At 67.4% G+C, this 23,558-nt stretch carries 23 protein-coding genes; 5 read left to right on the top strand and 18 right to left on the bottom strand.

Annotation, left to right across the window (positions count from 1 at the left end; translation table 11 throughout):
* Positions 1-6: 6 nt before the first annotated feature.
* From ARC23_RS19280 to ARC23_RS19215, 14 genes are all read right to left on the bottom strand, one after another.
* A complete protein-coding gene (locus ARC23_RS19280) occupies positions 7-219 on the bottom strand; it encodes a ParD-like family protein (RefSeq protein ID WP_057498685.1) in 213 nt (70 codons plus the stop codon).
* Between the two features lie 68 nt (positions 220-287).
* Positions 288-647, bottom strand: coding sequence for a bleomycin resistance protein (locus tag ARC23_RS19275; protein ID WP_057498684.1), 360 nt, complete (start codon positions 645-647; stop codon positions 288-290).
* 133 nt (positions 648-780) lie between these two features.
* Complete coding sequence (locus ARC23_RS19270; protein ID WP_057498683.1) at positions 781-1,665, bottom strand: arginase family protein; 885 nt, start codon at positions 1,663-1,665, stop codon at positions 781-783.
* Positions 1,666-1,668: 3 nt separating this feature from the next.
* Positions 1,669-2,733, bottom strand: a complete 1,065-nt coding sequence (locus ARC23_RS19265) for a GNAT family N-acetyltransferase (RefSeq protein ID WP_057498682.1) — start codon at positions 2,731-2,733, stop codon at positions 1,669-1,671.
* A 29-nt stretch (positions 2,734-2,762) separates the two neighbouring features.
* Complete coding sequence (locus ARC23_RS19260) at positions 2,763-4,163, bottom strand: aspartate aminotransferase family protein (RefSeq protein WP_057498681.1); 1,401 nt, start codon at positions 4,161-4,163, stop codon at positions 2,763-2,765.
* A 59-nt stretch (positions 4,164-4,222) separates the two neighbouring features.
* Positions 4,223-4,939: an MtnX-like HAD-IB family phosphatase gene (locus ARC23_RS19255; RefSeq protein WP_057498680.1), complete on the bottom strand. Its 717-nt coding sequence runs from the start codon at positions 4,937-4,939 to the stop codon at positions 4,223-4,225.
* Positions 4,940-5,112: 173 nt separating this feature from the next.
* Positions 5,113-6,315, bottom strand: a complete 1,203-nt coding sequence (locus ARC23_RS19250; RefSeq protein WP_057498679.1) for a DegT/DnrJ/EryC1/StrS family aminotransferase — start codon at positions 6,313-6,315, stop codon at positions 5,113-5,115.
* A gap of 10 nt (positions 6,316-6,325) precedes the next feature.
* On the bottom strand, positions 6,326-6,724 hold the full coding sequence (locus tag ARC23_RS19245) for a DMT family transporter (RefSeq protein WP_057498678.1): 399 nt from the start codon (positions 6,722-6,724) through the stop codon (positions 6,326-6,328).
* Complete coding sequence (locus ARC23_RS19240; RefSeq protein WP_057498677.1) at positions 6,721-7,080, bottom strand: EamA family transporter; 360 nt, start codon at positions 7,078-7,080, stop codon at positions 6,721-6,723. Before ARC23_RS19240 ends, ARC23_RS19245 begins: the two co-directional genes overlap by 4 nt.
* A 1-nt stretch (position 7,081) precedes the next feature.
* Positions 7,082-7,918 (bottom strand): alpha/beta hydrolase, encoded by an 837-nt coding sequence (locus tag ARC23_RS19235; protein WP_057498676.1) that lies wholly within the window; start codon positions 7,916-7,918, stop codon positions 7,082-7,084.
* Between the two features lie 79 nt (positions 7,919-7,997).
* The gene (locus ARC23_RS19230; RefSeq protein WP_057498675.1) at positions 7,998-9,377 is read right to left on the bottom strand and encodes a sensor histidine kinase; all 1,380 of its coding nucleotides are present in this window, start codon (positions 9,375-9,377) and stop codon (positions 7,998-8,000) included.
* Positions 9,374-10,057, bottom strand: coding sequence for a response regulator (locus ARC23_RS19225; RefSeq protein WP_057498674.1), 684 nt, complete (start codon positions 10,055-10,057; stop codon positions 9,374-9,376). The genes ARC23_RS19230 and ARC23_RS19225 overlap by 4 nt, the downstream gene beginning before the upstream one ends.
* Positions 10,058-10,185: 128 nt before the next feature.
* A complete protein-coding gene (locus ARC23_RS19220; RefSeq protein ID WP_057498673.1) occupies positions 10,186-11,313 on the bottom strand; it encodes a metallophosphoesterase in 1,128 nt (375 codons plus the stop codon).
* 73 nt (positions 11,314-11,386) lie between these two features.
* Positions 11,387-11,836, bottom strand: coding sequence for a winged helix-turn-helix transcriptional regulator (locus ARC23_RS19215; RefSeq protein WP_057498672.1), 450 nt, complete (start codon positions 11,834-11,836; stop codon positions 11,387-11,389).
* Between the two features lie 78 nt (positions 11,837-11,914).
* Here ARC23_RS19215 and ARC23_RS19210 point away from each other — a divergent pair, with 78 nt between their 5' ends.
* Complete coding sequence (locus ARC23_RS19210) at positions 11,915-13,132, top strand: MFS transporter (RefSeq protein ID WP_057498671.1); 1,218 nt, start codon at positions 11,915-11,917, stop codon at positions 13,130-13,132.
* Between the two features lie 95 nt (positions 13,133-13,227).
* On the opposite strand, the gene ARC23_RS19205 is transcribed toward ARC23_RS19210, so the two are convergent.
* Entirely contained in the window at positions 13,228-14,643 is a 1,416-nt protein-coding gene (locus ARC23_RS19205; RefSeq protein WP_057498670.1) for a GGDEF domain-containing protein, read from the bottom strand.
* Between the two features lie 286 nt (positions 14,644-14,929).
* Between ARC23_RS19205 and ARC23_RS19200 the strand changes: the two genes are divergently transcribed.
* Positions 14,930-17,179, top strand: a complete 2,250-nt coding sequence (locus ARC23_RS19200) for a TonB-dependent siderophore receptor (protein WP_057498669.1) — start codon at positions 14,930-14,932, stop codon at positions 17,177-17,179.
* A 143-nt stretch (positions 17,180-17,322) separates the two neighbouring features.
* Positions 17,323-18,303: a cation diffusion facilitator family transporter gene (locus tag ARC23_RS19195; protein WP_057498668.1), complete on the top strand. Its 981-nt coding sequence runs from the start codon at positions 17,323-17,325 to the stop codon at positions 18,301-18,303.
* A gap of 207 nt (positions 18,304-18,510) precedes the next feature.
* Here the strand turns inward: ARC23_RS19195 and nfi are convergent, their stop codons facing one another.
* Positions 18,511-19,185 (bottom strand): deoxyribonuclease V, encoded by a 675-nt coding sequence (gene nfi / locus ARC23_RS19190; RefSeq protein ID WP_057498667.1) that lies wholly within the window; start codon positions 19,183-19,185, stop codon positions 18,511-18,513.
* Between the two features lie 94 nt (positions 19,186-19,279).
* Between nfi and gpmA the strand changes: the two genes are divergently transcribed.
* Positions 19,280-20,029, top strand: a complete 750-nt coding sequence (gene gpmA / locus ARC23_RS19185; RefSeq protein WP_014036448.1) for a 2,3-diphosphoglycerate-dependent phosphoglycerate mutase — start codon at positions 19,280-19,282, stop codon at positions 20,027-20,029.
* Positions 20,030-20,139: 110 nt separating this feature from the next.
* Here gpmA and ARC23_RS19180 read toward each other — a convergent pair whose 3' ends face one another.
* Entirely contained in the window at positions 20,140-20,601 is a 462-nt protein-coding gene (locus ARC23_RS19180; RefSeq protein ID WP_238985281.1) for a hypothetical protein, read from the bottom strand.
* 137 nt (positions 20,602-20,738) lie between these two features.
* Between ARC23_RS19180 and ARC23_RS19175 the strand changes: the two genes are divergently transcribed.
* Entirely contained in the window at positions 20,739-22,832 is a 2,094-nt protein-coding gene (locus ARC23_RS19175; RefSeq protein WP_057498665.1) for a M13 family metallopeptidase, read from the top strand.
* 69 nt (positions 22,833-22,901) lie between these two features.
* Here the strand turns inward: ARC23_RS19175 and ARC23_RS19170 are convergent, their stop codons facing one another.
* The gene (locus ARC23_RS19170; RefSeq protein WP_057498664.1) at positions 22,902-23,519 is read right to left on the bottom strand and encodes an HD-GYP domain-containing protein; all 618 of its coding nucleotides are present in this window, start codon (positions 23,517-23,519) and stop codon (positions 22,902-22,904) included.
* Between the last annotated feature and the right edge of the window lie 39 nt (positions 23,520-23,558).

The following is a 23,558-nucleotide window of genomic DNA, read 5'->3' as shown; positions in this document are numbered from 1 at the left end:
GCCATGTCAGGCCCGCCCGGGCGCCAGCGACTGTGGCTGGACGCCAGCCGCGCGCAGTTCGCTGGCGACGATGTCCTGGAAGCTCAGCGTCGGGTTCATCTCGCACAGCATGCCGACCCGGATCCAGAAGCTGGCCTGGGCGTTGATCGAGCGGCTGGAGACGGTGCAGGCACGGCGCAGCTGGTCGTGCAGGGTGTCATCGATGTTGACGATGCCCATGGGCGGTCCTGGCGGAATGGATATACGAAGCATATATGTTCCGTATATCCGCCTCAAGCGCGCATCGTTCAGTCCACGTGGGTGGCAAAACGCAGGCGGTTGCCGTCGGGGTCGCGCAGCAGCATCTCGCGGCTGCCCCATGCGGTGTCATGCGGCGGCTGTTCGATGGGGACGCCTGCGGCACTGAAGGCGCGGTGCAGGGCGTCTACGTCCTCGACGATGAAGTACACCGCGCCGCCAACTTCGCAGTCGCCGCTGTGCTCGGTGAGGAAGATCGTGTGGCCATCGCGGGTGAGCTGGGCGAACAGCGGAAAGCCAGGCTCGAAGCGATGCTCCCAGTCGACCACAAAGCCCAGCCCCTGCACGTAGAACGGCAGGGTGGCATCGGCGTGGCGCATGCGCAGTTGCGGGATGACGGTCTGGGGCATGGCGAGGACTCCTGGGGCAGGAGCCCAGTGTAGAGCCGGCCGCTGGCCGGCATCCGCATGCGCCCGGGAACAATGAGGTAGTTGCCAACCTTGGTTGGCATTGCCGGCCAGCGGCCGGCACGACCGGAAGCGGTCAGCAGGCGGCTGGCACCGAGGCCATCGCGGCCAGCAGCTCGCGGTTCACCTGCTGGTGCCGGGCCTGCCAGGCCGGAAGCGCATCGGCGCGGATGTCGGGCTGGCCGTCCAGCGATGACAGCCAGCGCTTGAACCGGCTGCGGTACCCGGCCAACGATACTTCGCCGGTGATGTCACTGCCGACCAGGCCGCCGGTGCGCAGGGCCTCGATCACCACCAGTGCGTCTTCAAGCTGGAATCGGCCCTGGTCCCAGTTGCTGCGCGCTACATCCTCGGCGAACACATCCTTGTCGATCGAAAGGTAGGTGGGTTGCGGCGCCGCGGCCTGCTCGGCGGCGAACGCCGCCACCAGCGCCTCGGGGTGTTCGAAGCGGCGGAACGCGTGGCCCATGCCGAGGCGATGGCCCCAGCTGACATCCACGTCCGTGCACCAGTATGTCAGGCGGCCACCCATCAGTGGGCGCCAGTGGTTTTCCCAGGCATGGCCGAGACCGATGTCGCTGGAGGTGATGCCCAGCACATGGATGTGCGAGATCCGGGTCAGCTTGCTGGCAGCATTCACCCATGAACCGCAGTGCATGCCGAACGGAAAACGCATGTTGTCCGGATGGTTGTCCAGGACCACCAGCTGGAACGGCGGCTGTGTGCGCATGCGCTGCAGCAGCGGCAGGCTGAGATGGTGGAAGTCGCCACTGCCGAGCATCACCGTGCCGAGCTGCGCAGGCAGCGGTGCCAGCACTTCAGTGCTGAAGCGAGCCAGGGTGGCGTTGCTGCAGGCAAAGCGCAGCCGATCATGCCAGTGCGGCAGCGCCAGGGTCTGCGCCTGCGGCAGCGGCAGCACGCCACCGTCCAGGTCGAGGATGAGTGGGGAACGCGACTGCATCGCTCAGCCGCCTCCATCCGGTTCGCCCTGCAGGTATGGGGCCAGCCTGCGCAGCGCCGCACGCAACAGCGGTGAGCGGGCGTGGATCGCGTGCCGGGTGGAGGTGAAGCGGGCACCCAGTTCGGCCTTGATACGCGAATCGGTCCAGCCTGCCACGTAGTGGCTGAGGCCGTGCTGCAGCGCGTACTCGAGGTTGTGCATCCAGCTGACTGCGTACAGGTTGTGCTCGCGCGACTGCGGGTAAGCCAGGCCGATGTACTTGTCCACCAGCTTGCCGGCATGCACGTAGCACAGGTTCCAGCCGATCAGCTGGCCCTGGTGGCGGTACAGGAACATCCGTCCCTGGCCGTGGCTGTCGGCCAGCAGGTACTGGAAATAGGGCAGGTCGAGCTGGTCGAAATGCACTGCGCTCTGCGCGTACACGGCCAGGTACAGTGCGTATAGCTCGGCCTGCAGCTGCGGGTCGGCCAGAGCCGGATCACCTGTGGCGATGCAGTCGATCTGCAGGTCATCGCGCGAGCGCAGCTTGCGCCGGATGTTCTTGCGGCGCGACGACGACAGGCGGCCGAGATAGCCATCGAGCGAATCGAAATCGATCGCCACCCAGGCCAGCGGCATGCCGTCCAGCGCGACAAAGCCGCGCGCCCGCAAGGCCTGCAGGAAGGCCGCACTGTGCGCGTTGGCGGCGTCGTCCAGCAGCGGTGATTCGACCGCCAGGTCCTTGACCACCAGCAGGCGGGTGTCGCCGATCGCGTGACGCGTCACGTCCTCGGCCAGTGCCTCCGCCGCAACGTGCGCCGGCAGCGGGGTGTACTCGGTGCTGGTGGCACCGACGAAGCGGGTCTGCCAGGTGATCCACGGCCGCCACAGGCGCGACAGCGGCAGGCCGAGCAGCCTGCCGCGCAGCTCGTCGTCCATGGTGGTGGTCAGGTCCAGCGGCGCGCGGAAGGTCGGCAGGCCGCTGGGAAGGCGGCCTGCCTCGAATCCGAGCGGCGGATGGGCCAGGAAGCCCTCCAGCAGCGCGGCCGGTTCCAGCGCGGTGCTGGATGCACGTGACGTCATCTCCATCGGCACGGGAACCGGCAGCGCATCCGGCCTCAGCCCTTGGCCTTGGCCAGCGCCTGGTCGAGCAGGGTGATCGCCAGGTCGATCTCTTCGTAGCTGATGTCCAGCGACGGCGCGAAAGTGATCACGTTCTTGTACCAGCCACCCACGTCGAGCACGAGGCCCATGCGCTTGCCGTCGTGCAGCAGGTCACCGGCCAGGCCGATGTCGACCATGCGGTCCAGCAGCTCCTTGTTCGGGGTGTAACCGTCGGCCTGGCAGATTTCTGCGCGCAGGGCCAGGCCCAGGCCGTCGACGTCGCCGATTTCCGGGTGGCGCTTCTGCAGGCCACGCAGGCCATCGAGGAAGTACGCACCCTTTTCCGGCACAGTGCGCTCGTAATCCATTTCCTTGCCCAGCTTCAGCACTTCCAGGCCCAGGCGGGTTCCCAGCGGGTTGGAGTTGAAGGTGGAGTGGGTGGAGCCCGGCGGGAACACGGTCGGGTTGATCAGTTCTTCGCGTGCCCACAGGCCCGACAGCGGGTTCAGGCCGTTGGTCAGCGCCTTGCCGAACACCAGCACGTCCGGGGTCACGCCGAAGTGCTCGATCGACCACAGCTTGCCGGTGCGCCAGAAGCCCATCTGGATCTCATCGACGACCATCAGGATGCCGTACTTGTCCAGCACGCGCTTGAGGCCGGTGAAGAAGTTGCGCGGCGGGATGACATAGCCACCGGTGCCCTGGATGGGTTCGACGTAGAACGCGGCGTACTCGGCCTGGCCGACCTTGGGATCCCACACGCCGTTGTATTCGCTCTCGAACAGGCGTTCGAACTGCCACACGCAGTGGTCGGAATACTCGTCCGGGGTCATGCCCTTCGGGCGGCGGAATGGGTACGGGAACGGGATGAACATCGCGCGCTCGCCGAAGTGGCCGTAGCGGCGGCGGTAGCGGTAGCTGGAGGTGATCGACGAGGCACCCAGGGTGCGCCCGTGGTAGCCGCCTTCGAAGGCGAACATCAGGCTCTTGCCGCCGCGCGCGTTGCGCACGATCTTCAGCGAATCCTCGATGGCCTGTGCGCCGCCGACGTTGAAGTGCACGCGGCCGTCGAGGCCGAACTTCTCGTGCATGTCCACGGCAATGGTCTTGGCCAGCTGCACGCGGGTCGGGTGCAGGTACTGGCTGGCGACCTGCGGCAAGGTGTCGATCTGGTCTTTCAGGGCGTCGTTGAGGCGCTTGTTGCTGTAGCCGAAGTTGCAGGCCGAGTACCACATCTGCAGGTCGAGGTAGGGCACGCCCGCGCCGTCGAACATATAGCTGCCTTCGCCGCGCTGGAAGATCTTCGGCGGGTCGACGTAGTGGACGGTATCGCCGAAGGAGCTGTAGCGGGCTTCGTCGGCCAGCAGCTGCGCGTCGGAGGCAGCGGCGTCGGCGTTCTTGTCAAAAATGTTCATGCGGTCCGGTTCCGTGAAGGACGTTCGTAAGGAGGCAACAGGAGGGGAGAGGAGCGTGCTCAGGTGGTGGCCAGCAGCAGGGGCAGAGCGGCCGGCTGCGGGCTGGCGTCGACGTGGCGAGGCTGCAGCAGGCTGCCATCGAGCAGGCGTGGCAGCAGTGCGATGGCATCGTGGAAGGTATCGATGGCGGCATGCGCGATGCCGGACTTGGTGCAATGAGTGATCAGGCGGCGCTTGGCGAACACGAAGTCGGCATCCCCGGAGACGCAGAAATCGGAGCTGCCGTCGCCGATCATCAGCACGCGTGGTGCTTCGTTGGTACGCGCCTGTGCGGCGCAGGTGCACTTGCAGGTACCGCTGCGGCAACCTTCAGACTGGTAGGGCGATTCCAGTTCCCAGTGGTCTTCGCACCACTTCAGGTGGTTGGCCACCACCGGCAGCGGCGGCAGGCCATGGTTGGCGAGGATGCGATGGATCGCATAGTCCAGGCCGTCGCTGACGATGCGCAGTGGCAGGCCCAGCTGCTCGGCGCGGGTAACGAAGGCAGCGAAGCCCGGGTCGATCTGCACCTGGTCCAGGTGCGCATCGAGCGTCGCCGGGTCCAGCTTCAACAGCCGCACCTGGCCCTGCATGCATTCACGCGAGCCGATCTTTCCCGACTTCCACTGCTCTTCCAGTTCCTGCCAGCCCGGCTGGCCGTATGTCTCCAGCAGCGAGTCGATGACATCTTCGAGGCTGATGGTGCCGTCGAAGTCACACAGGATGCTCCAGCGCATGGCAGGTCCGTCGATGAAAGAAGCGTCCGGCACGATGCCGGGGCAGGCTCAATGTAGGCAGGCGGCCTTTCTCGTTCCTTTCCTGTCGAAAGGCCGCATCGCGCGGCAGGGAAAGCGTTCAGGAAGGTGCAAGGATGAATGCGCCGGCTGCTGCCGATGCAGGCATGCGGAAGTCAGGCCCGCGCCAGCACCTGCAGAATCTGCGCGGTCTCTTCCGGCGTCTGCCAGGCGCTGTTGCCGAGGGTGAGCATGCGCGCGGCGAAGTCGCGTGCATGGGGTACGTCGGCCGGCGCCACGATCCCACGCAGGTAGGTGTAATCGGGCAGGGCATGGATGAACATGCGGCTGGCGCCGAGCCCGCGTGGCCACAGATCCGCCAATGCGGCATCGCGGGCACGCTGGCTGGGTAGCCGCAGCATCAGCAGCGGCCAGGTGCCGCCGGTTCCGGCCGCGCCATCAACCACCTCCACCGCCGGCAGTTGCGCCAGCTGCACGCGCAGTTGCAGTGCACGCAGGCGCCCGGCCTGCAGGAACGCAGGCAGGCGCCGTGCGGCTCTGGCACCAACGCTCTGTCGCCAGCGGCTGACCCGATGCTGAGGGATGTCCAGCGCGAAAACATCGCCGACCGCGGCTTCGACGTCACCACGGCGCAGCGCGCCGCGCAGTGGATTGCCGTACACCAGTGACAGCAGCGAAGGGCGGTAGCAGGCGGCAAGGCCCATCAGCTGCATGCTTCGCAGCAGCTCCCAGCGCAGGCTGAAACGAACATGCCGGGTCGCATGTTCGGCCAGCGCCGCGCGCAGCTCATCATCGCGGCTGACCAGCAGGCCGCCCTCGTGCAGGCTCAAGCCCTTGCCGGCGGCCAGGCTGAAGAAACCGATATCACCGCGCAGGCCGACACTGTTGTTGCCTACGCGTGCACCAAGTGCCTGCGCGGCATCTTCGATCACCCAGGCGCCGGCACCACGGGCAACCTCGCAGGCCAGCTCGACATCGGCGATGCGCCCACCCAGGTGGGTGGGCAGGATCGCCAGGGTACGTGTGTCGGCCAGGCGCTTGAGCGGGCCAGGGTCGAAGTCGAAGTGGCCGTGGCGGGTATCGCACACCTGCACGCGCAGCCCCAGGCTGTGCACGGCGATCGGCACCAGCGGGCAGGTGTAGGCCGGCATGATCACGGTATCGCGGTGTGGCGCGCGCTTGCGCAGCGTACGCAGCGCGATCAGCAGCGCATGCGTGCCGGAGCAGGTCAGCTGCAGTGGCGGCGTACCGAGCTGGTGGGCCAGGATCGTGCGCAGATCGTCGCCGCCGGGAACGAAATCGCTGGCCTGCAGTGGCAGGCCGGCGGTGGGCGGAAGTTCGCGCGCGAACAGGCTCATTGCTGCGCGCTCATGCGCTGCTCTCGACCGGGCTGTGCGGGTCATCCGCTTCGGCGCGGCCGAGGCACACGATCCCGGCCACGATCAGCACCGCGCCAACCAGATGGTGAACGGTCAGCGGCTCGTTGAGCAGCCATGCCGACAGCAGCAGCACGCTGATCACTTCCAGGTGTGAGGCGGCGAATGCAGGGCCGATCGGCGCATGGCGCAGCAGGCTCATCCAGGTGAAGAACGCACCGATGTAGCCGAGTATGGCGCCATATACCCACGGCTGCGACAGCACCCGCAGCAGCCAGGCGGTGTTGGCCTCGACCGGCAGCGCGGCATCGCCAGCGTACTTGAAGCACAGCTGGGCCAGGGTGTCGAAGGCCATCAGCAGCGGGAAGCCGATCACATACAGGCGCCTCATGAGCCGGCCCCGACCACGGCCACGCCGGCGGTGACCAGCAGCATGCCGGTCACCCGCAGCGGGGTGAGCTTTTCACGGAACAGGACGCGGCCGGCGATCATCAGCGCCACGATATTGATGGAGCCCAGCAGCACACCCTTGGACAGTGGCACCAGTGACAGGAAGGCGATCCAGGCGACGAACTCGAGCACGTAGCAGGCGATGCCGATCCACAGCCAGGGCCGGCTGAGCATGTGCTTCCAGCGCTGCAGGCCTTCGCCCTGCTGCGGGTCGCTGGCGGCGGCCTTGAAGGCGAGCTGGCCACCGGTATCGAGCACCACGTTGGCCAGCCACAGCAGCGTGGCAAGTGCCCCCATTTCAGGCCACCGCCTTGAGTACGCCGCTGCGTTCGCTGATCTCGCTGAAGAAGCGCGCGCTGCGGCGGATCACATCGCGGCGTTCGCGGTCGATGGTGATCATGTGGTAGCTGTCTTCCAGCACCACCAGTTCCTTCGGGCCACTGACCCGCGACATCACCAGTTCGGCATTGCCCATGCTGGCCACGTCGTCCTCGCGGGCATGCATCACCAGGCACGGCGCAGTGACCTGATGCAGGTGGCGGCGGGTCCAGTGGCTCAGTGCCCGCATCTCGGCCAGCGCATGCCAGGGATTGCCCGGCAGGCCGGCGGCGGCGCTGTCGCCGGACAGCATGGCGGCACTGACCTGCGCGCGCAGGCGCTCGTCACGCAGGCCGTACGGCGGCTCCTCCATGAACATGCGGTCGCGGCCGATGTTGAAGCGCTTGAACCAGGGCAGCAGGAACGAGAAGCGGGCCACCGCGGGAATGTTCCAGCCGTCGTAGCGGAAGGTGGCGCCATAGACCCCCACGCCGGAGACCCAGTGCGGGCGGCGTGCGGCCAGGGCCAGCGACAGCACCGCACCCATCGACAGGCCGCCGACGAACAGCTGGTCGACCTTGCCGCGCAGGGCAGCTGCCGCATCTTCCACACCCTGGTACCACTGCTCCCAGGTGGTCGCCAGCAGATCGTCCACGGTGCCGCAGTGGCCGGGCAGCTGCACCCCGTGCACGGTGAAACCGGCGCTGTTCAGGCCCTTGCCGAGCATGCGCATTTCCGCCGGGGTGCCGGTCAGGCCATGCACAAGCAGCACGCCCTGCGGGCCACCGGGGAGGAAGAAGTCGTGCGAGTCGGTCACCTGGCGGCTCCGGGACGGCAGTGGGGAGGGCAGGATCGCAAGCGCGATTTTCGCCAGCCTTTCAGTGCCCCGGGCCGGGTCAGGGGGCCTTCAGCAGCGGCAGGGTGATGGTCACCTTCAGCCCGCCGCCGGGCCGGTTGAGGAAGCTCAGGCGGCCGCCGAAGTGCTCCACCGCCTCGTGGGCGATGGCCAGGCCCAGGCCGGTGCCGCTGGCGGTGGTGCCAGGGGCGCGGAAGAAGCGCTCGCCCAGCCGTGGCATCACGTCTTCGGCGACGCCGGGGCCGTTGTCCTCCACGAACAGCTCGACATCATTGTCATCCAGCGCGTGCACGCCAACGGTGACGGTGGCCTCTTGACCGGCATAGCGCAGGGCGTTGTCGATCAGGTTGTCCAGCGCTTCGTGCAGCATCGCGCCGTTGCCGAGCACGCGCAGCGGGTGTGGACCGCCGCGATAGCCCAGGTCGATGCCGTCGCGGATCGCTTCGGGCACGCGCATGCCCACCCACTGCGGTACCACCTGGCACAGATCCAAGGCCTCCACCGTGTCCGGCACGGTCTGCGCGCGGCTCAGAGCCAGCAGCTGGGTGCTGACGCGGGCCGTGCGCTGGTTGAGCCGGCGGATGTGCTGCAGGGCTTCACGCACCGTGTCCGGGTCACCATGGGCCAGTGCCTGGTCCACGTGCAGGGCCATGCCGGCCAGCGGCGAGCGCAGCTGGTGGGCGGCATCGGCGATGAAACGGTTCTGCAGAGTGATCATTTCCGCCTGGCGCGCGAACAGATCGTCGATGGTGCTGATCAGCGGCTGGATCTCTTCGGGCACGTCGGCATCGGAGATCGGTGCCAGTTCGCCCCGGCGCTGCGCCAGGCGGGTCCTCAGCGGGGTCAGGATGCGCAGGCCGTGGGTCACGCCGAACCAGACCAGCGCGGCGGTGCCCAGCGCCAGCATGGTCATCAGCGGGATGATGATCATCAGGATCTCGCGCGCGCGCTGGCGGCGTTCGGCCATGCTTTCGGCCACGGTCACCGCCAGCTGGTCCTGCGGATCGTTCATCGCACGCGTGCAGACGGTGGCCATGCGCACCGGCTGGCCGTTGAGAATGCCGTCGTACAGGGTGGGGTCCACGCCGGTGCATTCCTGCGAAGGCGCGTAGGCGCTGAAGTCCGCATTGCCGCTGAGCGTCCCCTGGCGGCTGCTGTCGACGTTGAAATAGCGGTGGCCGTCGGGCTCGTACTCGATCAGGAAGCGCGCCTGCGGTGACAGCTCGCTGGTCACCGGCATGGTGCTCAGCATCTGCGCGAAGGAGTGCGTGTCGTCGATCAGGTTGCGGTCGTGGATGCGGTTGGAGTAGTCCAGCGCAACGTAGTAGGCCAGGATGGTGTTGAATGTGAGCAGGCCCAGCATCGGCAACGCCAGGAAGGCGAGCAGGCGGCGGCGAAGGCTGGGGGGGCCACTGATCACGGGGCGCTGTCGTCCTGCGCGTCTTCCAGCATGTAGCCCAGCCCGCGCACGGTGCGGATGCCCATGCCGCCGGGTTGCAGCTTGCGGCGCAGGCGGTGCAGGGCGATGTCCAGGCCGTTGTCGGTGAGGTCCTGACCCCAGTCGCACAGCGCTTCCACCAGTTGCGCGCGCGAGACGATGCGTTCGGCGCGTACCGCCAGCGCCGACAGCAGGCCGAATTCGCGCGCGGTCAGCTCCAGCGGTTGGTCGTCGATCCACACCCGGTGCCCGGCAAGGTCGATCCGCAGGCGGCCAATGCGCAGGTCCGGGTTGCCGTTGCTGGTGACCCTGCGCAGCTGCGCGCGTACGCGCGCTTCGAATTCGTCCAGTGCGAACGGCTTGACCAGGTAGTCGTCGGCGCCGAGGTCGAGCACGCGCACGCGTTCGGCCAGGCCATCACGGGCGGTCACCACCAGCACCGCCAGGCCGTCGCCGCGCTGGCGCAGGCGTTGCAGCACATCGCGACCATCCAGCTGAGGCAGGCCCAGGTCCAGTACCAGCAGCGCGTACTGGGTCGAACCCAGCGCGGCGTCGGCATGCGCGCCGTTGTCGACGTGGTCGACCACATGCCCCTGCCGGCGCAGCGAGGCGCACAGGCCGGAGGCGATGTCCGGGTCGTCTTCAGCAATCAGTACGCGCATGCGCGGGGGCTCCTGTAACGGTCAGGCCCGCCGGCAGGGGCAGGCCTACAGGCTGCCGAGGGTAGCGGCAAACCGGGGGAAACGGGAGCGTGCCGGCGTCGGCGGGCGCGGCCGTGGTGTCCCGCCATTCAGTCCTGCAGGCCGGGCCGGCCCTGTGCCAACGGCACGCGCGAGCCGTCCAGCAGGCCCCGGCTGAGCCTGCCATTTTCGATGAACAGCAGTTCGCCGTTCTCGCCGTTCTTGATGCTGCTGTCGATGGCGATCACACGGTCGCCATGGAAGCTGCTGACGTGCGGCATCGAGGTATGGCCAACCACGATGCGCTTGAGTTGCAGGCGGTCGAGTACGGCCTGCACGCCGGAGGTGTCCAGTCGCCCGTCGAAGTAGCCGCGGTACCAGATCGGGCTGGTCTTGCCGTCATACAGCGGTGCGGTGGTCGGGTCGGCCTTCACCTCGGCCTTGGGCAGGCCCAGCGAGGCCTGGTAGGCGGCGTTGGTGCGCGCCGGGTGCAGTGCCAGTTCCACCGCCTCGGGCGAGATGCCGCCGTGCAGGAACAGCGTGTCGCCGATCTTCAGCAGCACCGGGCGCGTGCGCAGCCATTGGCCGATCACCGAATCGGCGGCATACAGCTGGGGGTAGCTGCGGCCGAGCAGCTGGGCACTGCGCAGGTACTTCGGATTGACGTAGCGCAGGTCGTCGTACAGCACCATGGTCTCGTGGTTGCCGAGCACGAAATGCACTGCGCCACCGGCAGCGGCCGCCTGCTGCTGCAGGCCGTACAGCAGCCAGAACGCTTCGGTGACCTGCGGTCCGCGGTCGAACACATCGCCGGCAATGACCAGGGTGTCCCTGCCCATTGCCCAACGGTCCTGCGCGTCGATGATCTGGTGGGCGCGCAGCAGTCGCACCAGCAGCCCGTACTGCCCGTGGATATCGGACAGGGCGACGACGCGTGGTGCCGCCGGTAGCACGGAGGCCGAGGGTGCATCCGGAGCAGCCACATGCACTGTGTGCTCGTAGCCGCAGCGCGGCGCGATATCGATGCCTGCGGCCTGCGTGGCAAGCGTGCGCGACTCGACCTTGTCGTCGCAGATCCATCTGGCCTGCAGCTGGTCGCCCTGGCGGAACACATAGGGGCCATCGGCCTGCACGTGGTCGGCGGGCGCGGCAGCTTCGCGGGCCTGCGTGATTGCTGTGGCGCAGGCCAGCAGCGGCAACAGCAGGGCGGTCAGCAGGGAAGGGCGATTGCGCGACATCGGCAGCATCCAGCGGCGGAAAGACCCGATGCTAACCGGCGCGGGCGTTTGTCGGTGTGCGCGAATGGGCGGATCAGGTGTCACGCCCCTGGTCCTTGAGCTTGCGTACGCGGGTGGCCGCCGCCTGCAGAGGCTGGCCGTCGCGCCCACGCGGCTGCATGTAGGGCAGCGGGCGACGTGTGCTCGATTCGATCAGCTGCGAACGGGCCTCACCGGCAGCGAAGCGATGGCGCTCGCCCCACTGGCGCAGCGCGACCAGCAGCGGAAACAGCTCCAGTCCCGCGGCGGTGAGCACGTATTCCTGGTAGGCCGAACCATCGGAGGCCGGTTGCAGTTGCAGGATGCCGGCCTCGACCAGCCGGCGCAGGCGGTCGCTGAGGATGTTGCGCGCCGCGCCGAGGCTGCGCTGGAAGTCGCCGAAGCGGGCGATGCCATCGAAGGCATCGCGGATCACCAGCAGCGCCCAGCGGTCACCGAGCAGGTCGGCGCTGCGGGCGACGGGGCAGGGGCTGTCGGCGTGCATGGCAGGCTCCGTTGGATGTGGTTGCAGTTTAAAACCAATGAAGCTAGCCTGCATCAAGTTTCAAAATGCAACCACGTGATGAGCCTCGCTCCGATACCCCGTTCCCTGCTGGTCCTGTTGGCGGTCGCCGCCGGCGCCAGCGTCGCCAACGTCTATTACGCGCAGCCTCTGTTGGACCCGCTCGCCCACGCCTTCGCACTGGACCGGGCGGTGGCAGGTGCGGTGGTGTCTGCCACGCAGGCCGGCAGCGTGCTGGCGCTGCTGGGCCTGCTGCCGCTGGCCGATCGTGGTGACCGGCGACGCCTGCTGCGGCTGCAGTGGGCGGCACTGGTGCTGGCGTTGCTGTGGCTTGCGGCGGCACGCACGGCGGTCTGGTTGCTGTCGGGCATGCTGCTGGCCGGTCTGCTGGGCACGGCGCTGACCCAAGGGCTGATTGCCTACACGGCCACGCTGGCACCGCCCGAGCAGCGGGGTCGCGTGGTGGGCACCGTACAGGGTGGGGTGTTCATCGGCCTGCTGCTGGCGCGGGCGATGTCAGGGGCGGTCGCGTCGGCGCTGGACTGGCGCGCGGTGTATCTGCTGTCGGCAAGCGTGATGGCGGGGTTGGCGCTGCTGCTGTGGCAGCGCCTGCCTGCGCTGCCGGTAGCGCAGGTGCCGGCGCGTTGGTGTGAGCTGCTGGGCTCCATGCTGGGCATGCTGCGCAACGACCGGACCCTGCGTGAGCGCGGTCCGTTGGCCCTGTTGCTGTTTGCCGGGCTCAACGTGTTCTGGGCGGCGGCGCCATTGCCATTGTCGGCCCCGCCGCTGCACTGGTCGACGGCGGCCATCGGCGCGCTGGGCCTGGCCGGCCTGGCCGGCGCGGTGCTGGCGGCGCGGGTGGGGTACTGGATGGATCGCGGCTTCGCGCATCGGGTCAGCGTCGGCGCGCTGGTGCTGATGCTGGTGGCGTGGTGGCCACTACTGGGCCTGCCACATTCGCTGGCATTGTTGTTGCTGGGTGTGGTCGTTCTGGATCTGGGCGGGCAGGCGCTGCATGTCTCGAACCAGGCCTTGCTGCTGCGTGCACCGGCGGAGCAGCATGGTCGCCTGGTGGCGCTGTACATGCTGTTCTACGCGGTGGGCAGTGGTGCCGGCGCGGTGGCCGGAACCTGGATGCAGGCCCGGCATGGCTGGCCGACGGTGTGCCTGCTGGGCGCCGGCATCGTGCTGCTGGCGCTGTTGTGGTGGGTGGCGTGGCGGGTGGTGGCGTTCAATGCATCGGCTGGCGGGCGAACCTGTAGAGTCGACTGTCGGTAGAGTCGACTGTCAGTCGACTGCTCTTCGCCCCGCGTGCGAAAAATCCCGCGCTGCGCGCGATAGTCGACCAGCGGTCGACTCTACCTGTCCTGTCGTCATCGCTGCAGTGCACGCCGTCCCGGGGCTTCCTCAAGGTCCGCGCTGGCCACCACCACGCGGTTGCGGCCCCCGCGCTTGGCCGCGTACATCGCTGCGTCGGCACGCGACATCAGGCGTTCATAGTCAGGATGGCCGTCGTGGCCGGCTACGCCGATGCTGGCAGTCAGTTCCAGCACCTGTCCATTGGCCAGCGCCACCGGTGACTGCGCGATCTGCCGCCGCAGGCTTTCGGCAATCACCTCGGCCTGTGATTCGCTGGCCGCGACCAGCACCACCACGAACTCTTCGCCGCCGTAGCGGAACAGGTAATCGCTGCCACGGGTCAACTGGCCAAGCAGGCCGGCCACGTGCTGCAGCGCACGGTCGCCGGCATCATGGCCATGGCCGTCATTGATCGCCTTGAAGTGATCCAGGTCGAGCAGCAGCAGCGAGAACGGTGTGCGGTTGCGCGTGGCCAGTTCGATTTCCCGGCGCAGTACGGTCGGCAGGAAGCGGCGGTTGAGCAGGTTGGTCAATGCGTCGCTGCCGGCATCGAGTTCGCCGATACGCTCGAACAGCAGCGTCATCAGCGTGCGGATGCTGGCCAGGTCTTCACGGATCGACGGCAGCACCGCCAGGCGCTGGGTCGTGGCGTCGGTGGCGGCCTGTTGCAGTCGATCGTCGATACGCGCCATCAACTGCCCGACCTGCTGGGTCTCGCTGCTTTCGCCGAAGCTGGGGATGCCCTTGTGGGTGAACCACAGGCCGAACTCGGAACTGGCCAGGCTGGCACTGTCGCTGCCCTGCACGTGGCCGGCCAGTGCGTACAGCAGCGCGTTTTCCCAGTCCAGCAGCAGGGCGCGCTGGCGCTCGCGTTCGGTGCTGACGTTCTGCACCAGCGAGAACAACCGGTAGGCCGCATCGGCGCGGGTGGAGCGTTCGCGCGCATGGGTGTAGGCCAGGGTCATGCCTTCCATGGCGATGTCCATGATCGCGCTGAGGCAGTCGATGGCGGCGAAGGCGGCGGCACTGTCCGGCGCAGTATCGCGCAGGCGCACGAACAGTTCGTGCTTGAGCACGCGCGCGCCGCGGGTCACCAGATCGACCGGAATGCCGACCCGGGCGTGCACATCGCCGATCACCCGCTGCGCGGCGACCGCAGCGGCGATGCCTGCGGCATCGGTGGTCAGCAGCTGTACCAGCCAGCGCTGCATGGCCGGCTGCAGGCGCTGCTTGACCTGCTCGTGGGACAGGAAACGGCGCGCGCGGCCATCCTGCAGCAGCACCTCATAGAAGCGCTGCGCCAGCGCCGGCGGGGCATCGGCGGCAGCGTCGCGCAGCAGCGCAGTGGCGGCAGGGCCGGCCTGTTGCAGGCAGTGCTGCCAGGCCTCGGCCAGCGGCTGGCTGGCATCGTCCAGTTGGGGTGGTTCCACGTCGATCTCTGACTGCGTACGGCAAACCACGGGTATCGGCCGTGGTGGCGTGCGGTTGATGGCGGGTAAGCCGGCCAGTTTAAGCGCGATGCAGGGTTGCACGGTGCGCACACCACATTGGCGCCACTGCGGCAATGAGTGAACGCATTTGAGAATCACTCGCATTGATGGGAGAATGCGCGCACGGATCGGGCCGCAGGCGACTGCAGCGACGCTCCGCCTCCCCCTCGTCGTTGCCTCAAGCCCTTTGCCAGAGGCCCCGTAGCCCTGCCAGAAGGTCCTGATCATGTCTCCTGCCTTTGTCCTTCCGCCGCGCCCGCTGGCGCTTGCCGTTGCCGCCCTGCTGGCGGGTACCGCCCTGACCGCCCAGGCCGAAACCGACGCCACCGATATCGACACGGTGCACGTCACCGCCTCCCAGATCGCGCGCCAGGCGCTGGGCACCTCGACCATCACCGCCGAGGACATCGCCCGGCGCCCGCCGGCCAACGACATCGCCGAGCTGCTGCGCACCATGCCCGGCGTCAACCTGACCGGCAACAGCGCTTCCGGCCAGTACGGCAACAACCGCCAGATCGACCTGCGCGGCATGGGCCCGGAGAACACCCTGATCCTGGTCGACGGCAAGCGCATCGGTGCGCGTGATGCGGTGCGCATGGGCCGCAGTGGTGAGCGCAACACGCGCGGCGACACCAACTGGGTGCCGGCGGAAATGATCGAGCGCATCGAAGTGCTGCGCGGCCCGGCAGCCGCCCGCTATGGCTCCGGTGCCTCCGGCGGCGTGGTCAACATCATCACCAAGCGCCCGACCGGCGACCTGACCGGTGCAGTCGACCTGTACGGGCTGGTGCCCGAGCACAGCGCCGAAGGCGGCAGCGAGCGCGTCGGCCTGCAGCTGAGCGGACCGGTGACCGACACCCTGTCGTTCCGCCTGTACGGCAATCTCAACAGGACCGACGCCGATTCGCTGGACCTCAACCGCCAGTATGCAACCAACCCGAATGCAGTGCCGCCGGCCGGCCGCGAAGGCGTCAAGAACCGCGATGTCAACGCGCTGCTGCGCTGGGACGTGACCGCCGACCAGGTGGTCGAGTTCGAAGCCGGCACCAGCCGCCAGGGCAACATCTATGCCGGCGACCGCGCGGTCAGCACCACCGGCACCTCGACCGGTGTCGACCTGGCCGCACTGGCCGAGGGCGAAGCTGAAACCAACCGCATGTACCGCAATACCGGCGCGATCACCCATCGCGGCCGCTGGGGCGATGTCACCTCGCGGGTGACGGCTGCAGTGGAAGCGGTGAACAACGCGCGCATCAACGAAGGCCTGGCCGGTGGCCCTGAAGGCAGCTTCAACGGCACCGACTGGTCGACCTCGCGCCTGCGCAACTACCAGCTGGATGGCGAAGTGAGCTTCCCGACCACGCTGGGCGGCGCCGAGAACATCTGGACGCTGGGCTTTGAATACCTCGACAGCCGCCTGACCGACCCGTACTCGATGAGCCAGTCCAGCAGCAGCGGCGGCGGTATCCCCGGCCTGTCGGCCGATCGTGCGCGTGGCAAGGCCGACGCGCAGACCACCGCCGTGTTCGTCGAAGACAACATCTACCTCGGCGAGCGCTGGATCGTCACCCCGGGCCTGCGCTTCGACCACCACAGCCAGTTCGGCAACAACACCAGCCCCAGCCTCAATGCGCAGTTCCGCATCAACGGCGACTGGGTAGTGAAGGGCGGCGTCGCGCGTGCGTTCAAGGCACCGAACCTGTACCAGTCCAATCCGGACTATCTGTACTACACCCGTGGCAATGGCTGCCCGAATGCACTGCCGAGCCTGGGCGCCGGCTGCTACATGCGCGGCAATGCGGACCTGAAGGCGGAAACCAGCCTGAACAAGGAACTGGGCATCGAGTGGGCACCGCAGAGCGGCTGGCAGGCGTCGTTGACCTATTTCCACAACGACTACAAGGACAAGATCCAGGCCGGCTACACCCAGATCGGCCTGACCGCCGACACCAAGGGCCGCATCTTCCGCTGGGAGAACGCCCCGAAGGCGATCGTGCAGGGGCTGGAGGGCAACCTGGTGATCCCGTTGCTGGGCGAGCAGGGCAGCCGCCTGAAGTGGAGCAACAACTTCACCTACATGGTGGAGAACGAGAACAAGACCACGCGCCAGCCGCTGTCGGTGATTCCGAAGTACACGATCAACACCATGCTGGACTGGCAGGCCACCGACAGGCTGTCGCTGCTGCTGACCGGTACCTTCTACGGCAAGCAGGAACCGGCCACCGCCAATATCAACAACGATCCGCGCTGCACCGGCGCGTGTGATCCGTCGGTGGCGCTGCAGGATCGCGGCGCCTACAACATCTGGGGCGTGAGCGCGCGCTACAAGGTGACCGGGTCGGTCAGCTTCGGCGTCGGCGTGAACAATCTGGCCGACAAGCGCCTGTTCCGCGAGGCCAACAGCAGCGATGCCGGCGCGGCGACCTACAACGAGCCGGGCCGCGCCTACTGGGCCAGCCTGCGCTTCGGGTTCTGAGCATACGCACGTACAGATCCGCTGTGGCCGCCGGGTCCTGCCCGGCGGCAACGGTGCTGCACGCCTGCAATGTTATAAACACCGTAATAGTCTCCCCCGCCTGCACGGCGTAGCCTGCACCGCATCGCAAAGGAGCTGTTGCCATGGGCCACGACCACGATCACCTGCCATCCCAGATCCGCCACGAGAAACCCTTGTGGTGGGCACTCGGCCTGACCTCCACCTTCCTCGTCGTCGAGGTGGTGGGCGCGTTCTGGACCAACAGCCTGGCGCTGTTGTCCGACGCCGCGCACATGGCCACCGATGCACTGGCGCTGATGATCGCGCTGGTCGCGGTACGGCTGAGCCGGCGCCCGCCGGATGCACGTCGCACCTACGGCTATGCACGGCTGGAAGCGCTGGGCGCGATGATCAACGGCGCGATGCTGTTCGTAGTCGCCGCCTACATCCTGTGGGAGGCCATTGGGCGTTTCCGCGAACCGCAGGAGATTGCCTCGTCGGGCATGCTGGTGATCGCGGCGGCGGGCCTGGTCATCAACCTGATCTCGATGCGCCTGCTGCAGGCCGGCAGCGGCGAGAGCCTCAACGTGAAGGGCGCGTACCTGGAAGTGTGGGCCGACATGCTCGGCTCGGTGGCGGTGATCGCCGGTGCGCTGCTGATCAAGTGGACCGGTTGGAAGCCGATCGACCCGATCCTGGCGGTGCTGATCGGCCTGTGGGTGCTGCCGCGCACCTACGTGCTGATGCGCGAAGCGATCAACGTGCTGCTGGAAGGCGTGCCCAAGGGCATGGACGTGGCCAAGGTGCGCGACAGCCTGTCCGGCCATGCCGCGGTGATGGACGTGCATGACCTGCACGTATGGGCGCTGGCCTCCAGCACGCCGGCGCTGACCGCGCACATCGTGATGCGTGACGGCACCGATGCCGATGCACTGCGCCGCGAGCTGGGCGGGCGCCTGCACGATGACTTCGGCATCGAACACGTGACGCTGCAGATCGAAGCGGACCACTGTGGTGAAGCCTGCGCTGGACCGGCGTCGGCCAAGGGCGGCGCGCAGCAGGGCCATGAAGGCCACGACCACGATGAGGACGCGCAGGGCCATCGCGGTCACGTGCATCGCTGAGTGGGATAAGAGGGACGCCGGCTGGGTGAAGCCGGCTGGTCGAAACCGACGGGGCGAAACCGCCTTGGTAGAGTCGACTGTTAGTCGACTGCTCTCCGGCGAGGCTGCGACAATGCCCGCGCTGCGCGCGATAGTCGACTGGCAGTCGACTCTACCCAATCGTCCCGACACGACCGAGCAGGCTGCTTCCGTCCAGAGCAGCGAAGGTCATTCGTCCCGCCGCGAGGCCAGCCGGTCCGCCAGCCGGGTCGGCTCCGGCAGCCGGTATCCACGCAATGTGCGCTGCACCCAGTCCAGCGCGGTGTCCGCGCTGACCCGATGGCCGCCGGCCACGAACAGCGGCTTGCAGCGCACCTTGCTGCGCAGCACCCAGCCCAGTTGTTCGTCGCCATCCTGCAGCGGTGTATGTGCGCCGGCCTCGGCGCCCGGCTCGACGAAACGACCCACCAGTTTCGACTTGGCCACGCCGATGCTGGGCAGGCCGGTGACCACCCCCAGATGTGCGGCCACGCCCAGCCGGCGCGGATGGCTGATGCCGTGGCCATCGACGAACACCAGGTCCGGCGCGCGTGGCAGCAGCGCCAGCGCAGCCAGCAGTGCCGGCAGTTCGCGGAAGCTGAGCAGGCCGGGGATGTACGGCATCACCGTGGGAATGCGCGCGGTTTCCTGTGCCACGGGCTGCAGCGTCTTCGCGTCCAGCAGCACCGCCGCGGCGCGGGTGATGGCGCCGTTGTCCTCGAAGCCGACATCCAGCCCGGCCAGCCAGCGCACGTTGCGTGGCAGGCGGTCCTGGCGCTCCACGCGGCCGGCCAGCTGGAGCTGCTGCGCGCGGGCCGCGGCGACGCTGCCTTCCCAGCGTCCGGGGTCGATCACCGTATTCATCGGTCACAGCATCGCATGCGCGGCGCCACGGCCCGGTGAGTGGCGCCCGGGGCTACAATGGCGGCCTGCCTTTCCTCGCGTTGGAGACCCTGCAGTGACCCGTAAACTCGTACTGTTGCGCCATGGCCAGAGCCAGTGGAACCTGGACAACCGCTTCACCGGCTGGGTCGATGTCGACCTGACCGAGCAGGGGCGCCGGGAAGCGGCCGCCGCCGGCCGCCTGATGCGTGAGGAAGGCCTGCAGTTCGACGTTGCCCACACCTCCGTGCTCAAGCGCGCCATCCACACCCTGCAGGGTGCGCTGGCCGAGCTGGAGCAGGACTGGCTGCCGGTGAACAAGTCCTGGCGTCTCAACGAGCGCCACTACGGCGGCCTGCAGGGGCTGGACAAGGCCGAGACCGCGGCCAAGCACGGCGAAGAGCAGGTCAAGGTCTGGCGTCGTTCGTACGACATCCCGCCGCCGCCGATGGACCTGGAAGACCCGGGCCACCCGATCCATGACCGCCGCTACGCCGGCCTGGACCGCAACGCGCTGCCGGGCACCGAGTCGCTGGCCACCACCCTGGACCGCGTGCTGCCGTACTGGCACGACGCCATCGCACCGCAGCTGAAGGACGGCAAGACCGTACTGGTCACCGCCCACGGCAACTCGCTGCGCGCGCTGTACAAGTACCTCAACAACGTCTCGCGCGAGGAAATCCTCGAGCTGAACATCCCGACCGGCATCCCGCTGCTGTTCGAACTGAACGACGACCTGACCGTGCAGTCGTTCCGCTACCTGGGCGACCCGGAAGCGGCGCGCAAGGCCGCCGAAGCCGTGGCCAACCAGGGCAAGGCGAAGTAAGAAGCACAAGGCCGGCGCAAGCCGGCCTTCGCTTTTGTAGAGCCGAGCCCACGCTCGGCCGGCGCTGTCGCAACCCGGCAGAGCCAACCCATGGGGGCTGCATCAGCCAGCTACGAGGGATCCATGCGGCGCACCTTCGGCGGCTGCAACGCGGCAATGTCGATGACGTGTTCCTGGCATATCACCTGATAGTGCGTGAATGGGCCCGGGTAACTGACATCGGCAAAGGTGGCATGGTCCAGATAATCGAGGAACTTCGAACGGCTGTAGCGGCGGAACAGGTTGCCGCTCCAGGTTTCGGAGTCGTCCCAGCTCTGGTAGGACTCGTTGTGCACGGCGTAGCTGATGTAGTGGTCCCAGATCAGTTCAAAACGCTGCGAGTGGGGCATCACCTCTATCGCACGCGCATCATCGATTGAACGTCCATGAGCGAGCTCCACACGGGAGGGCTTTCCGACCACCAGGCCTTCCTCGACGACCAGACGCAGACGATTCGCTTCCGGCTCGCCGATGCCCGCCAGGAACAGACACTCACAAGCGTCGATGGCCTGCAGCAGCGCAGCTTCGTCCATGGTCATGAGGTCCAGTGATCGCGGAAGCCAGAGCATAGCGGCATGCAGACGGAGCCGCGCCATGCGCTCGTGACCTTTGGCCGGTCCCCAGCGTCGCTCCCGCGACTACCCTGTGAAATTACCCGCAGGAGAGCCTCATGAACGTCCGCAACCTGGTCCCGCTGGGCCTGACCATCGCCATCGCTGCCTCACTGGCGGCCTGTGGCAAGAACGAAACCGCCCCGGCGGCCAGTGCCGACGCCAAGCCGGCCTTCGACCTGTCGCAGATCAAGACGCCGCTGATCTCGCTCAACAGCGCCGACCTCGATCCGGCCATTTCGGCCTGTACCGACCTCAATGGCTTCGTCAACAGCAAGTGGCTGAAGGCCAACCCGGTACCGGGCGACCAGACCACCTGGGGCAGCTTCGAGATCCTGCGCGAGCGTTCGCTGGAAGTGCAGCACGCGCTGGTGCAGCAGGCCGCCACCAGCCAGGCCAAGGCCGGCTCGGTGGAAGCCAAGATCGGTGACATCTGGAAGACCGGCAACGACGAAGCGAAGATCGAAGCTGCCGGCCTGGCGCCGCTGCAGCCGCAGCTGGACAAGATCGCCGCGCTGAACGACACCGCCGCCATCACCCGGTACCTGCGCGACAGCCAGGCCGAGGGCAAGGGCGTGCTGTTCTCGCTGTTCGCCAATGCCGACTACAAGGACTCGGCCAACGTCATCGCCTACGTCGGCCAGGGCGGCCTGGGCCTGCCGGAGAAGGGTTACTACTTCGACGATGCGCAGGCCAGGATCCGCGACGCCTACGTGGCCTACATCGCACAGGTGCTGACCCTGTCCGGCGTGGACGCCGCGCAGGCCGCCGAGCAGGCCAAGGCCGTGATGGCCTTCGAAACCCGCCTGGCCAAGGCCTCGATGTCGCGCATCGAAATGCGTGACCCGGCCAAGCGCTACAACCCGCTCAGCGCGGCTGAGGCCGACAAGCTGACCCCGAACTTCAGCTGGACCGCGCTGTTCGACACCCTGAAGGTGCCGGCCGCGCAGAAGTTCTCGCTGGCCCAGCCGGGCTTCTTCGGTGAAATGGACAAGATGCTCGCCGACGTGCCGGCCAGCACCTGGAAGGCCTACCTGCGCTTCCACACCATCGACGACGCCTCGCCGTACCTGAGCAGCCAGTTCGAGAAGGCCAACTTCGATTTCTACGGCACCACCCTGCGTGGCCAGAAGGAAATGCAGCCGCGCTGGAAGCGCGTGCTGGAGTCGGTCAACGGCGGCATGGGTGAAGCCCTGGGCCAGCTGTACGTCGATGCCGTGTTCCCGGCCGAATCCAAGGTGGCCATGCAGCACCTGGTGGAAAACCTGTCGCAGGCGCTGAAGGCGCGCCTGGAGCAGCTGCCGTGGATGGGCGAAGAAACGAAGAAGAAGGCGCTGGAGAAGTGGGCCAGCTTCACCCCGAAGATCGGTTACCCGGACAAGTGGCGTGACTGGTCGGGCCTGCAGACCAACGGCGACAGCTACCTGGGCAACGTGCAGGCCGCACGCGCGTTCAACTACCGCTACATGCTGGACAAGATCGGCAAGCCGGTGGACAAGACCGAGTGGGGCATGACCCCGCAGACGGTCAACGCGTACTACAACGCCACCAAGAACGAGATCGTGTTCCCGGCGGCGATCCTGCAGGCGCCGTTCTTCGATGCCAAGGCCGATCCGGCGCTGAACTACGGCGGCATCGGTGCGGTCATCGGCCACGAGATGATGCACGGCTACGACGACTCGGGCAGCCAGTTCGCCGCCAACGGCAACTTCGACAACTGGTGGACCGACGCCGACCGCAAGGCCTTCACCGAGCGTACCGACCAGCTGGTCGCACAGTTCGATGGCTACGAGTCGGTGCCGGGCGTGTTCGTGAAGGGCAAGCTGACCCTGGGCGAGAACATCGGCGACCTGGGCGGCCTGACCGTGGCCTACGACGCGTTGCAGATGGCGCTGAAGGAAGACCCGAAGGCGAATGTCGAAGTGGATGGCCACAGCCAGGACCAGCGCTTCTTCATGAACTGGGCCACCGTGTGGCGCCGCAACTTCACCGATGGTGAGCTGCGCGTGCGCCTGAACACCGATCCGCACGCCCCGGCCAACTTCCGTGCCAATGGTGCGCCGTCGAACATGCCGTCGTTCGCCGCGGCGTTCCAGTGCAAGGCGGGTGATGCGATGGTTCGCGCCGACGACAAGCGCGTGGTGATCTGGTAATCGATCACCCGTGAATGCGTGATGCGAAAGGCCCGGCGAACGCCGGGCCTTTCGTTTGCCCGGCCGATCTCAGGCCAGTTCCGGTTCCCGCTCCAGCATGCGATGGAAGCGCTGCAGCACATACGGATCGACCAGCCCGCCGGACTGCGCTTCAATGATGCCCAGCGCGGCTTCACGCGCCATCGCAGCGCGATACGGGCGCACGCTGGTCATCGCATCATAGGCATCGGCGATGGTGACGATGCGCGCGCCCAGCGGGATGGATTCACCGCGCAGCCCATCGGGATAACCGCTGCCATCGAACGCCTCGTGATGGGCGCGGATCAGCTGCGCGACCGGCGCGGCATCACTGCGGCCGGTGGCCAGGAAGATATGCTCACCGCGTACCGGATGCTCGCGCATGATCGCGCGCTCTTCGTCGGTATGCCGGCGCGGGGCCAACAGCACCTCGTCGGGAATGCCGATCTTGCCAATGTCGTGGAAGCGCGCGGCCAAGCCGATCTGCGCACTGGCCTCGTCATCCAGATCGCAGTGCGCGGCCAGGCACTGCGCGAGCAGGCCGACGCGGTCACAGTGATGGCGGGTGTAGGCGTCGCGCATCTGCAGCGACATTGAAAGTGCATCGATCAGGCAGGCCTGCGCATGCAGCAGGTCGGGGGCGGGTACGGCGTCAGGAAACATGGTCATCCGCCCGCACCGGGTGGGGACCGGTGCGGGGTATTCGGG

Source organism: Stenotrophomonas beteli, from assembly GCF_001431665.1.
In the GTDB taxonomy this organism is placed as follows: domain Bacteria; phylum Pseudomonadota; class Gammaproteobacteria; order Xanthomonadales; family Xanthomonadaceae; genus Stenotrophomonas; species Stenotrophomonas beteli.
Note: the sequence above shows the minus strand (reverse complement) of the source record. Positions and strands in the feature narration are given on the sequence as shown.